12 protein-coding genes are annotated in these 13,062 nt (G+C 51.6%); 10 read left to right on the top strand and 2 right to left on the bottom strand.

From position 1 onward, the window contains the following. The first annotated feature begins 76 nt into the window (after window positions 1-76). From ACXAGX_RS05425 to ACXAGX_RS05380, 10 genes are all read left to right on the top strand, one after another. Entirely contained in the window at window positions 77-748 is a 672-nt protein-coding gene (locus ACXAGX_RS05425) for a GntR family transcriptional regulator (protein WP_474837067.1), read from the top strand. A gap of 14 nt (window positions 749-762) precedes the next feature. Further along, the gene (gene prpB / locus ACXAGX_RS05420; protein ID WP_474837065.1) at window positions 763-1,641 is read left to right on the top strand and encodes a methylisocitrate lyase; all 879 of its coding nucleotides are present in this window, start codon (window positions 763-765) and stop codon (window positions 1,639-1,641) included. Between the two features lie 49 nt (window positions 1,642-1,690). Next, on the top strand, window positions 1,691-2,815 hold the full coding sequence (gene prpC / locus ACXAGX_RS05415; protein WP_474837063.1) for a bifunctional 2-methylcitrate synthase/citrate synthase: 1,125 nt from the start codon (window positions 1,691-1,693) through the stop codon (window positions 2,813-2,815). Between the two features lie 55 nt (window positions 2,816-2,870). After that, window positions 2,871-5,462, top strand: coding sequence for a Fe/S-dependent 2-methylisocitrate dehydratase AcnD (gene acnD / locus ACXAGX_RS05410; RefSeq protein ID WP_474837061.1), 2,592 nt, complete (start codon window positions 2,871-2,873; stop codon window positions 5,460-5,462). Between the two features lie 76 nt (window positions 5,463-5,538). Continuing rightward, complete coding sequence (gene prpF, locus ACXAGX_RS05405; protein WP_474837059.1) at window positions 5,539-6,723, top strand: 2-methylaconitate cis-trans isomerase PrpF; 1,185 nt, start codon at window positions 5,539-5,541, stop codon at window positions 6,721-6,723. A gap of 235 nt (window positions 6,724-6,958) precedes the next feature. After that, window positions 6,959-9,466 carry an acylase gene (locus tag ACXAGX_RS05400; protein WP_474837057.1) on the top strand — a complete coding sequence of 836 codons (2,508 nt, stop codon included), beginning with the start codon at window positions 6,959-6,961 and terminating at the stop codon, window positions 9,464-9,466. Window positions 9,467-9,542: 76 nt separating this feature from the next. Further along, window positions 9,543-9,728, top strand: coding sequence for a hypothetical protein (locus ACXAGX_RS05395; RefSeq protein ID WP_474820894.1), 186 nt, complete (start codon window positions 9,543-9,545; stop codon window positions 9,726-9,728). Between the two features lie 22 nt (window positions 9,729-9,750). Further along, the gene (locus ACXAGX_RS05390; protein WP_474837055.1) at window positions 9,751-9,957 is read left to right on the top strand and encodes a TraB/GumN family protein; all 207 of its coding nucleotides are present in this window, start codon (window positions 9,751-9,753) and stop codon (window positions 9,955-9,957) included. Further along, window positions 9,954-10,160: a TraB/GumN family protein gene (locus ACXAGX_RS05385; protein WP_474837053.1), complete on the top strand. Its 207-nt coding sequence runs from the start codon at window positions 9,954-9,956 to the stop codon at window positions 10,158-10,160. The genes ACXAGX_RS05390 and ACXAGX_RS05385 overlap by 4 nt, the downstream gene beginning before the upstream one ends. 186 nt (window positions 10,161-10,346) lie before the next feature. Then, on the top strand, window positions 10,347-10,907 hold the full coding sequence (locus ACXAGX_RS05380) for an HD domain-containing protein (protein ID WP_474837051.1): 561 nt from the start codon (window positions 10,347-10,349) through the stop codon (window positions 10,905-10,907). A gap of 35 nt (window positions 10,908-10,942) precedes the next feature. Here the strand turns inward: ACXAGX_RS05380 and ACXAGX_RS05375 are convergent, their stop codons facing one another. After that, window positions 10,943-12,514, bottom strand: coding sequence for a PH domain-containing protein (locus ACXAGX_RS05375; protein ID WP_474837049.1), 1,572 nt, complete (start codon window positions 12,512-12,514; stop codon window positions 10,943-10,945). Continuing rightward, the gene (locus tag ACXAGX_RS05370; RefSeq protein WP_474837047.1) at window positions 12,514-13,062 is read right to left on the bottom strand and encodes a PH domain-containing protein; all 549 of its coding nucleotides are present in this window, start codon (window positions 13,060-13,062) and stop codon (window positions 12,514-12,516) included. The genes ACXAGX_RS05375 and ACXAGX_RS05370 overlap by 1 nt, the downstream gene beginning before the upstream one ends.

The following is a 13,062-nucleotide window of genomic DNA, read 5'->3' as shown; positions in this document are numbered from 1 at the left end:
GGTAAACAGGTTGACTAACACCATAATCACGCCTACATTGTCGACAGTTTAGTTATTGAGCTGTTGATAATTGAGTATGGAAATAGCCGTAGAAAGCGCCGTCACCCACGCTGACAAGACGTTTTACAAGCTTCGCAAAGACATTGTAGAAGGTGTCATCGAGGCCGGTTCGAAACTTAGCGAAACCGAATTGTCGACAAAATACGACGTCAGCCGCGCTGTTATTCGTGAAGCGATTAACCGTCTCACCGCCAGTCACCTGGTTGAACGCCGCGCCAATGTCGGCGCCCGCGTGGTAAACCTGTCTCCACAAGGGCTGATTCAACTTTATCAGGTTCGTGAAGCCCTGGAAGGTATGGCTGCCCGCCTTGCTGCCCAGAACATGAATCAGCAAGAAATTGATGATTTACAAGGTTTGCTGAACGACCACTTCGATGAGGTGAAAGACGGCCAGCGTTATTACCAGGAAGCCGGTGATGTGGACTTCCATTACCGCATTGTTCTGGGAAGTAAAAACCAGCATCTTATATCCGTGCTTATCGATGGCATTTATCACTTAGTGCGCATGTACCGCGTGCAGTTCGGTATGGCCGGTCCGCGTGTCACCACTGCCTTCGACGAACACCGTCATATCGTACAGGCTATCGCCAATCGTGACGGTGAATTAGCAGAAATGTTAATGCGTCGACACATTTTGTATTCGAAAAACAATATCGAACGCAAACTTCTTCACACTTCACCGCATTAAACGGAGATTATTCCATGCACAGTGCAGGCAAGAAATTTCGTCAGGCATTAGCCGACAACAAACCGCTCCAGATTGTAGGCACCATAAACGCCTACTCTGCCATGATGGCGAAGCAGATTGGTCACCAGGCCATTTACCTGTCCGGTGGTGGCGTGGCAAATGCGTCGTATGGTCTGCCGGATCTGGGCATGACCTCACTGAATGACGTGCTGGTTGATGTGCAGCGCATTACTTCTGCCTGCGATCTGCCGTTGCTGGTGGATATCGATACCGGCTGGGGCGGTGCGTTTAATATAGCCAAAACTATTCGTGATATGGAAAAAGCCGGTGCAGCGGCGGTACATATGGAAGATCAGGTAGCGCAGAAACGTTGCGGCCACCGTCCGAACAAAGAAATTGTGTCATGTGATGAGATGGTTGATCGCATTAAAGCAGCGGTAGATGCTCGCACCGATCCGGATTTTTTCATCATGGCCCGTACCGATGCATTTGCCCAGGAAGGTTTGGAAAAAGCCATCAAACGAGCAAAAGCTTATGTCGCTGCCGGTGCTGATGGCATATTCGCCGAAGCGATTAAAACCGAAGAACATTATCGCGCCTTTGCCGAAACACTGGACGTGCCTATTCTTGCCAACATCACCGAATTCGGTCAAACCGAGCTATGGAACAAACAAGAGCTGGGTGAATGGGGTGCCGACATGGTGCTGTATCCACTGAGTGCGTTCCGCGCCATGAACAAAGCAGCCGAGTTGGTGTATCAGTCCATTCTGGCGAATGGCGATCAGAAAGCGGTGGTCGACACCATGCAGACCCGCATGGAGCTTTACGACTATCTCGGCTATCACGATTACGAGCAGACTCTCGACAAGCTATTTGCAAAATCAAAAGATTAATAATCACATTTCGTACCTTACACACGATGATAAAATCGGAGACAAGATAATGGCTAAATCACTAAGTGGCGCCGGTTTACGGGGCCAGGTAGCAGGTAAAACAGCGCTTTCTACCGTAGGGAAATCAGGTTCGGGACTCACTTATCGCGGCTATGACGTTAAAGATCTGGCCAATCACTGTGAGTTTGAGGAAGTGGCCTATCTGATCCTTAAAGGCAAGCTGCCGAATAAAGGCGAGCTTGCTGAATACAAAGCCAAACTGAAAAGCATGCGCGATCTGCCTGCTGCGCTCAAAGAAGTGCTGGAACGTATTCCAAAAGACGCCCACCCTATGGACGTGATCCGCACTGGTTGCTCCATGCTGGGTAATCTGGAAATGGAAAATGACTTCTCCGAACAGGAAGCCGTTACCGATCGCATGCTGGCCTGTTTCCCAAGCATTATCTGTTACTGGTATCGTTTCAGCCATGACGGCATGCGTATCGACACCACTACCGATGATGACTCTATCGGCGCCCATTTCCTGCACATGCTGCACGGCGAGAAGCCTCGCGAACTGCACGAACAGGTCATGCACGTATCGCTGATCCTGTACGCCGAGCATGAGTTCAACGCGTCTACCTTTACCGCCCGCGTGTGTGCTTCCACCCTGTCTGATATGCATTCGTGCATTACCGGCGCCATCGGCACCCTGCGTGGCCCGCTGCACGGTGGTGCTAACGAAGCGGCGATGGAAATGATTGAAGGGCTCACTTCTGCCGACGATGCCGAAGAAAAAATGATGGGCATGCTGGAACGCAAAGAGAAAATCATGGGCTTCGGTCATGCCATTTACCGCGAGTCTGATCCGCGTAACGAAATCATTAAAGGCTGGTCTGAAAAACTTAGCAAAGATGTGGGCGACGAGGTGCTTTACCCGGTTTCTGTGCGCTGTGAAGCCGTGATGTGGCGTGAGAAAAAGCTGTTCTGTAACGCTGACTTCTTCCACGCGTCTGCCTATAACTTCATGGGCATTCCCACCAAGCTGTTCACGCCGATTTTTGTGATGTCACGACTCACCGGCTGGGCGGCCCACGTGATGGAACAGCGCGCGGATAACCGCATTATCCGTCCGTCTGCAGAGTACACCGGCGAAGAGCTGCGCACTGTTACACCTATCGACCAGCGAGACTAGGTGCTTTGGCGGGCCACCACACTGCCTGCCCTGATGTTGCCGGAGAAGACCAATTATGAATACTGATTATCGCAAACCGTTGCCAAATGCCGGTTTGGATTACTATGACACCCGTGAAGCCGTGAACAGCATCGAAGCCGGTGCTTATGAAAAACTGCCTTACACTTCCCGGGTACTGGCTGAGAACCTGGTGCGCAAATGCGACCCAACTATGCTTAGCGATTCCCTGAAACAGCTGATTTACCGTAAACGGGAGCTCGACTTTCCGTGGTTCCCGTCTCGGGTAGTCTGCCACGATATCCTTGGCCAGACAGCACTTGTGGACCTTGCTGGACTGCGTGATGCCATCGCGGAAAAAGGCGGTGATCCGTCGAAAGTGAATCCGGTGGTACCGACTCAGCTCATCGTCGACCACTCACTTGCAGTGGAACATGCTGGCTTTGAAGAAGACGCGTTTGATAAGAACCGCACCATTGAGGACCGCCGCAACGACGATCGTTTCCACTTTATTAACTGGACCAAAACCGCGTTTAAAAATGTAGACGTGATTGGCCCGGGCAACGGCATTATGCATCAGATCAATCTGGAAAAAATGTCACCGGTGATTCACGCCCGCGACGGCGTGGCGTTCCCGGACACCCTGGTTGGTACCGACAGCCACACTCCACACGTTGATGCACTGGGCGTGATTGCCGTAGGCGTCGGCGGCCTCGAAGCGGAAAGCGTGATGCTTGGCCGTGCCTCCTACATGCGATTGCCTGATATCATTGGCGTGGAACTTACCGGTAAACCACAGCCAGGTATTACCGCCACAGACATCGTACTGGCGCTGACCGAATTCCTGCGTAAGGAAAAAGTGGTTTCGTCCTATCTGGAGTTCTTCGGTGAAGGCGCCTCTGCGCTGACCATCGGTGACCGCGCCACCATTTCCAACATGACACCGGAATACGGTGCCACCGCGGCCATGTTCTACATCGATGAACAGACTATCGACTACCTGAAACTCACTGGCCGTGAAGACAAGCAGGTTGAGCTGGTAGAGCAATACGCCAAACTTACCGGCCTGTGGGCAGACGATCTTGAAACCGCTGAATATGAGCGAGTGTTAAAATTCGATTTGTCATCTGTTGGCCGCAATATGGCGGGCCCGTCGAATCCTCACGCCCGTCTCGCCACCCGCGATTTAGCCCTTCGCGGTATTACCGGCAGTGTAGAGCACGAAAAAGGACAGATGCCGGATGGTGCGGTGATCATCGCCGCCATTACCTCCTGCACCAATACCAGTAACCCCCGCAACGTGATTGCCGCCGGTTTGCTGGCCCGCAACGCCAATGCCAAAGGCCTGCTCAGACAACCATGGGTGAAAACCTCACTGGCACCAGGCTCCAAGGCCGTAAAACTGTATCTGGAAGAAGCCGGGCTGCTAACTGAACTGGAAAAGCTGGGATTCGGAATCGTGGCCTTCGCCTGTACCACCTGTAACGGTATGAGCGGCGCACTGGACCCGAAAATTCAGGAAGAAATTGTTAAGCGTGACTTGTACGCCACGGCGGTATTGTCCGGTAACCGAAACTTCGACGGCCGTATTCACCCTTATGCAAAACAGGCATTCCTGGCGTCACCACCGCTGGTTGTGGCTTATGCCATTGCCGGTACGATTCGCTTCGATATCGAAAAAGATGTGCTGGGTACCGATGCAGACGGTAACCCGGTGACACTGAAAGATATCTGGCCATCCGATGAGGAAATCGATGCTATCGTGAAAAGCGCGGTGAAACCCGAGCAGTTCCGTCAGGTGTATGAGCCCATGTTCGACCTCAAAGTCGATTACGGCAAGGATCTGAATCCGCTGTATAACTGGCGTCCGAAGAGCACGTATATTCGTCGCCCGCCTTACTGGGAAGGCGCACTGGCCGCTGAACGTACGATGAAAGGTATGCGTCCGCTGGCTATCCTGGGTGACAACATCACCACCGATCACCTGTCGCCGTCGAATGCCATCATGGCGTCCAGCGCGGCCGGTGAATACCTGTCGAAAATGGGCGTACCGGAGGAGGATTACAACTCCTATGCGACACACCGTGGTGATCACCTTACCGCTCAACGCGCGACTCTGGCTAACCCGAAACTGTTTAACGAAATGGTGCAGGAAGACGGCAAAGTGGTACAGGGCTCGCTGGCTCGCATCGAACCCCAGGGCAAGGTGGTGCGCATGTGGGAAGCCATTGAAAACTACATGAATCGCAAGCAGCCACTGATCATCGTGGCCGGTGCGGACTACGGTCAGGGTTCATCCCGTGACTGGGCCGCCAAAGGCGTACGTCTGGCCGGTGTGGAAGTGATTGTGGCCGAAGGTTTTGAGCGTATTCACCGCACTAACCTGATTGGTATGGGTGTGTTACCGCTGGAATTCCACGAAGGCACCACCCGCAAAACCCTGGGACTGGATGGCACCGAAACCTATGATGTGGAAGGTGAAGTCTCGCCAGGCGCAACCCTGACGGTCGTCATCCACCGCACTAACGGCGAAGCCGAAAAAGTAGACGTAAAGTGTCGTTTGGACACAGCCGAAGAAGTATCTATCTACTCAGCGGGCGGCGTACTGCAGCGCTTTGCTCAGGATTTTCTTGAGTCTGAAAACGCCTGATAGCCCCGTTACAGACCGGACAGTAATTCTGCTCCGGTCTGATTTTTCCCTTCTTATACAAAGGTGAGAGCACATTATGAAATTCGCCCCTCAAATTAAAATTCCAGCTACTTATATTCGTGGTGGAACTAGCAAAGGTGTGTTTTTCAAATTAACCGATTTACCGGAAGCTGCACAGCAGCCGGGGCCGGTGCGTGATGCGCTATTATTGCGTGTTATTGGCAGCCCCGACCCTTACGGCAAACAAACCGACGGTATGGGCGGCGCGACCTCCAGTACCAGCAAAACCGTGATCCTGTCGAAAAGCGAACAGGAAGGTTATGACGTGGACTACCTGTTTGGCCAGGTCGCCATCGACAAGCCATTCGTGGACTGGTCCGGTAACTGCGGCAACCTGACCGCGGCTGTCGGCGCTTTCGCCATCAGCAATGGTCTGGTAAACCCCGAAAGCGTGCCGGAAAACGGCATTGCCACGGTAAAAATCTGGCAGGTAAATATCGGCAAGGCGATCATAGCTAAAGTCCCCATGACCAATGGCGAAGTGCAGGAAACCGGCGATTTCGAACTCGACGGCGTGACCTTCCCTGCCGCTGAAGTACAGATCGAGTTTATCGATCCGGCGGATGGTGAAGGCAGCATGTTCCCCACCGGTAATCTGGTGGACGATCTCGAGGTGCCCGGTGTGGGCGTGCTTAAAGCCACCATGATCAATGCCGGGATCCCGACCATTTTTATCAATGCTGACGCTATCGGCTATCAAGGCACTGAACTGCAGGACGCCATTAACAGCGACAGCAAAGCACTGGCCATGTTTGAAACCATCCGTGCCCATGGCGCGGTGAAAATGGGCCTGATTAACAACATCGAAGAAGCAGCTGCCCGCCAGCACACGCCGAAAGTGGCATTTGTCAGCGGTCCGGCTGAGTACGTGTCCTCCAGCGGTAAAGCGATTGCCCGTCAGGACATCGACCTCAACGTCCGCGCTCTGTCCATGGGTAAACTCCATCATGCGATGATGGGCACCGCTGCCGTCGCCATTGGCACCGCGGCGACCATCTCCGGTACGCTGGTGAATGAAGCGGCCGGCGGCGGTGAGCGCAGCTCTGTCGTGTTTGGCCATCCTTCAGGTACGCTGAAAGTGGGCGCGGAAGCACAGTTATATCAGGGTGAATGGCAGGTGAATAAAGTCGTCATGAGTCGCAGTGCACGGGTGTTGATGGAAGGCAATGTACGTGTGCCCGGCGACGTGCTCGACGTCTGAGCAAACTTCATAATTGCTATGTGCGAAAACGCGCCCCGGCGCGTTTTTTTGTGCCTTTTAAAAGGCGGGTTTTCAATGGCTTGGCGTGAAGCGAAGGAAATATGCAGAATAGCGGAACTTAGAATGGTATTCATCAGCATTTATATCTGTGTATACTGCTTCGGAAGCTTGTAAACATTAAGTTAACCGGTGTGGTTGTTGTTCTATAAAACCGGCATAGAACGGAGACAACCCCATGTCATATTATGGACGACATCAGAACCGCCCCTTTCGATTGCTTTCCCTGCTGACAGTTTCAGCACTCAGCCTCACGCTACTCAGCGCTTGCGACGATGACGACGAGCCACTTCCTGAACCGCCACAATCTCTTGACGCCTTTGACGACGACGGCGTGCTGGAAGCCAATATCCGTTGGACAACCTACGGCGTGCCGCATATCACCGCTGACAACCTGGAGAGTCTGTCTTACGGGGTGGGTTATGCGTTTGCCAGAGATAACCTGTGTATTCTGGCCGACCAGATTGTGCGCTATAACTCTCAGCGCAGCCGATATTATGGTCCCGACCTTGTGCCCGGCAGCGGCGACAGCAGCCACCTGATCAGCGACTTTGGTTTCCTCACGATAGGCATCCGCGAGATCGCCGAGGAATCATTGTCGACCATGAGTGATACCAGCCAGGCCATGTATCAGGGTTATACTGCGGGTTACAATCGTTACCTTGAAGATACGCCGGTAGCGGAACAAGATCCCGCCTGTGCGGGACAGCCTTGGGTAACCCCCATCGACGCCACCGATTTGCTCACCTATTCTCTTGGGGTTGCTGTACTTCCCGGTGCGACGAACTTCTTGAGCGCCATGTTTGTAGCCGCTCCTCCCGGCAAAGACTTTACGCCCGTGCCAGAAAGCGCGAATCTCACGTTAAACATTAATCACACCTCAGCGATTCCTGATACCAATCCGTCAGAACTCGGCTCTAACGGCTGGGGGCTGGGAGCGGATAAAACGGAAAATGGTATGGGCATGGTACTGGCCAATCCCCATTTTCCGCATACCGGCAGTCTGCGATTCTGGCAGTTTCATACCACCGTGCCTGGTTTTCTGAACGTAACCGGTGCTTCGCTCATTGGTTTGCCTGGCGCAGTGAATATCGGCTTCAACGACAACGTGGCCTGGACCCATACCTTCTCCTCGGCAGAACACTTTGTGGTGTACCAGCTTTCGCTGGATGAAACTGACACCGACGCCCAGACCCAGCTAATTGACGGCGAAGCCGTGGCGATTGAAGAGAAAGACATGGTGATAGAAGTCGCTGTGGGTGGCGGACAGACCGTGAATGTACGTAAGACTGCGTATTACACTAACTACGGACCGATGATTGAAATACCCGGCAGCTTCGACTGGACTGCAACTCAGGCATTCGCCATTAAAGATGCCAACCTGCCCAACCTGGATATTCTCGACCACTGGATGGCGATGAACCTGGCCACCAGCATGGACGAATTCAAACAGGCTTTTATGGATTACGACGGCGTGATCTTTAACAACACTATGGCCGCGTCTGCCGATGGCCAGGTGTTTTATATCGATGATTCTACTGTGCCGAACTTATCAGCTACGGCAATCGGAGCCCTCACCACCGTGCCCGAACTGGTGCAGACAAGAGCTGCGGCTGGCTTCACCGTGTTGCCGGGAAACCAATCAGTATTTGATTTTGACGGCCCGGTGCCTTATGAGGCAGCACCGAAATACGAAGGCAATGATTCGGTGCAAAACTCCAATAACAGCTACTGGCTGACCAATGTGGATTCGCCCATCACCGGCATCTCGCCGCTTTACGGTGGCGAGAACGATCAGCAGACACTACGTTCCCGAATGGGCCAGAAGTTACTTGAGGAAGGCAGTGGCAGTGACGGTCTGTTCACTCCTGATGAAGTGGAAACCCTGCTAATGAGTAACCGCAGTTATCTGGCAGAAGAGATCCTCACCGATGTACTGAGCATGTGTACCGCGCAAGGTGCAACACCGGTAGATATGGATGGTGAAAGCGTGGTTATTGAAGCGGCCTGTAATGCATTAGCGCTGTGGGACAGCACCATGAATACCGACAGCGTTGGTGGTCAGGTCTTCCGGGAGTTTGCCTACCAGTTCCAGACTAATCCCCAATGGGAAGTGGCCTTTGATGCCAGTTTACCGCTGACCACACCTTCAGGCCTGGTGACCAACGCCACCACCCTTGAGCAGTTTGCCAGGGCAGTTACCGTGCTTGACGCTGCCGGTGTTGCACCAGATGCGACATTGGGTGAAGTACAGTTTGTGCAACGCGCCAAGCCTGATGGCACAGCAGACGAAGAGCGGCTGCCCTGGGGCGGTGCCAATAATGTGGAAGGCGGGTTTAATGTATTCCGGCCAGTACCCAATACCAGTGGCTTATTACCACAGAACGCCACCCTGCTACCGCAAGTCAGCTATGCGCCACTTAATGATGTGTCTGAAATCAGCGCGGAAGCCGGAGGCTATCGGATTAATTACGGCAGCAGCTGGATGATGGTGGTGAATTTTACCGATACCGACCCTGCTGCTCGCGCCCTGCTCACTTACTCACAGTCACGGGTGTTCGGTAGCGATCACTTCCTTGACCAGACCCGCTGGTATTCCGCCCAACCCGCCCTGCGGCCAGTGGCATTTACTGATGATGAAATAGAAGCAGCAAAAATTGAAGAGATGACGCTGGTATCGCAGTAATTGGTGGAGTCAGCAATTTCTAACAGGAATCTACCGGGTCAGTTTACCGGTGATTTATTTTCATCAAAACAGCGCAGTGAAACAGCATAGTGAAACTGCGCTCAACGTAGCACTACAAACTCAAAACCCGTCTTCCGAACAGTCGCTGTTTGGCTCCTTTACTGATGTAATCGAAGAAAAGGTCAACGAAACACTTCAACAGCGTCTGGCTGAAATTGAACACGCCGTTATCGATACCATTACTCAATCATTCAAATACTAAAACCGGTTAGGGAAAACTACTCATGAAAAACTTAAAAATACGTACTGCAATCTACGCACTGGGCCTTTTCGCTAATACCGCTTTCGCGGGTGAGAGCGACAAGGACCATTCATCGGTCTGGAAAGTCACTAAAGGCGAAGACAAGGTTTACGTAGGTGGCACTATTCACATTTTGCCCATTACCGAGTTCCCGCTGCCATCTCAGTTTATGAAAGCTTACAAGAAATGACCGTAGATAAAATGAAGCGTGAGTCTCCGGCATCTTTCGATGAAATGATGGTACAGCGCAACAAACGCTGGATCAGTCAAATCGAAGCCATGTTCGGCGATGAAGATCAGGAACTGGTACTGGTCGGTGCAGGCCACCTGGTGGGCGACGACAACGTGTTGGAATTACTCGAGGCCCGCGGCTACCACATTGAAAAACTGTAAGATTTATCCTCCCAAGGACCTTTGAGCCTGCGCTTCGCACAGGCTCTTTTTTGTTTACTCACTGCCCCCTCCTACTGCTGTCAGAGAATTGACGAAAAAATAGGCACGCTATTTGATATCCCTGTTTACAACGACGTAACAACTCGCGTCGACACTCAACACGTTAGCAGGTTTAAGGGGTTACACATGCAGGCACTATTGATTGAAGATGATTTTGTTTCTTCGGCAGCACTCTTCACAGCACGAAGATATGCATTGGCGGGACATCTGCGCCGTCATAATGGCGAATCCTTTATTCATCATCCCCGCGAGCTGGCAAAACTTCTGAGTGGCTTCCCCCATAACCGCGATGTGTTGGCCGCAGCCTGGCTTTCCCGACCACTGCAAGAAGCCTATGCAGACGCAGAAGAAATTGAAGATTGTTTTGGCAGCAAAACCGCAGACCTGGCCACGAAACTCGCCGCTTTTAATCTACCAGATAGTTGTTCCTTACCTGCGTTGGCTAAAGTCGAATTTGCCGCTATCCGAAATGCCGGCCCCGTGTTGCAAACCATGGCGTTGGCACATCTTTTTGTACTCGCAAACACAACAGCTGAATACAGCCCTGAAATGTTAGCACCGTTTGCAAAATGGTTGAGGCTACACATTCATACATTTAATCAGGCAAATACCCGATTAATTGAAAAAGTCAGTTCCTGGCTGCTTGAAACAGAACAACAGGAGTTTGTACTGGAGGACGCGGGCTGAGCCCGCCTTATGAACTTAGTAAGTTGAGCGTCAGTTTACATCCATGACTGGCGCTTGGTTTCGACTTCCCACAATGCTTTATCGGCAAAGTCTACACAGAATCCATATTGAAGATAGGGAACCACCATATCACCACTGGCCAAGACATAGCGAATGTTCGCTAATCCACGTCGCTGCATCAACACGCTTTGAGAAACGCCAACCTGCTGTACCTTGTGTAGCGCGAAACAATATCTATCAATACCAATGATGCCTTTGCGTACATAACAATGGGTATCGTCTTGCCAAATTCCCCATGCCCGCCAGCGTAAATAGATAAGTAAACAGTGAATAGCCAGTACCGGTATGGCAATGAAAAACAGTTTTAAATCATCATTGGCAAGGCTCAACGCCGTCAAGAAGAGAAATAGCGGCACGGCGGTGAGTGCTATCCAGCGCCCGATAAAACGTTTACTAATTGGTTGATAAGGCGCGTCGTACAGGCAATTGTCTGGCATAGCATCGGCAGCGAGCGCTTGCGCTTCTGGCGTAGTCACCGACGGTACCACCAGTTTATTGGTAGCGTGTAACTCTTGTTCGGGATTAGCACCGGTCTTATTCTGTTCGAAAAAGAAGTTCGCTCGCTTAAGCAGATAATCCAGCCAGTCTTGCTTCACAGAAATCATCTGCACGCGGGTTTCCCGCATACTCACTTCCTGCAAGCTAAACAACCCGGAACGGCGAATGTAACGGTCGGCTGTACGGGTAAGCGTATAGTTGTAATACACCATTACCGAGCCGCCAACAGAGATTAATGCCATGACCCCAAAAACAACCATCATGGTTGAAATGACGTACAAGCCCATCTGCCACCATGCTACCTGCTGGTCGGCGAAGAGTGCATCAACAGAAAGCCCGAGTGAATCAACCCAATCAAAAATAAATCCTGAAATTTCCTGATAAAACGGTGCTGCTGCACCGAGAAAAATCCATACTCGATTGTTTGTTAGCCCATGCAATACCAGATCAAACAAACTGCGACGATTGATCACCCGCTCGTCATCGCATTGCATTCCGTCGCTAGCCTGCGCTGAACCTGATGCCTCTGTTGGCTGTTCTGACGCAGAAGCCGCTTTATTTACAGTCGCACTTGCCAAGATCTCCTGACGCAGAATTTTGGCATCATTCCGGTCTACGGCGACGATTTTAGCTTCTTCTTTTCCTGAACCCGCGGTATCCAAAATCACCACGGTATAGTTGGTGAGGCGATAGTAAAAAGGCTGCTCAATTTTAACATTTTGAATGCGCCAGAATGGCAGGTTGAGGTTTCTGCGTTTTAACATACCGCTGCGAATTTCTATGTGCTGATCCAAAATGCGGTATTGATAAAACCAATAATTGACCACGCCACTCACCACAATAATGACCGCGACGAGCACCGCGCCAGGGATGAAATACGGAGAGTCGACAAAATCAAATTGATTTGCGGAATAGGCTGCTACCGAAATAAGCACGATGAACTGGCGAACAAACTGAACGATATTCGAAGCAATGAAATAGATGATCGCAACAGGTGCCAGACGTCGCCAGCTTTTTCCCGTAGCCAGAGAAGTCAGTTCTGCATCCATTAACGTGCTCCGACGTCTTTGTGCTCGAGAATGAATCGACGAATTTTTTGGGCTTGCTCTACGGGAAGGCCGGGAATTTCAAATGTATGCGCTACGCCACCAGCGGAAAAGACCTGCAATTTTGCCAGCCCGGCCATTCTGTCTACCGGGCCACGTTTTATCTCAATATGCTGTACGCGCAGCACAGGCTGACACGTCACAGAACGAAAAATCAGCCCTTCGCTGAGCGAGATGTCTTGCTCCCGTAAAGCGAACTTTATTCGTCGATCTGCGAACCAGTGGTAAAAGAAGATCCAGGTCCAAAAAAAGAGAAGTCCGGCGCAAATAAATGGATAGGCTTGTTGCAAGCCCTCAGGCAATTCAGCAAAAGGCTGAAACCTGATAGCACTGACAATAAAAAGTAGAATACTGAAAATCAATGTGGTGATGATCAGATTCATTTTGCAATAAGCCGGAGAAACCGGCTCGTAGTTAAGGTTATCGAGCGATGGTAAGGCGGCCGTGTCTAGCTGCCCATTACAAAAAGCACTACCATCCATGGTTGTCAT

The organism is Alteromonas sp. ABV4_515 (assembly GCF_056160345.1).
The sequence above is the reverse complement of the archived record's forward strand: the minus strand, read 5'-3'. Positions and strand labels throughout refer to the sequence as shown.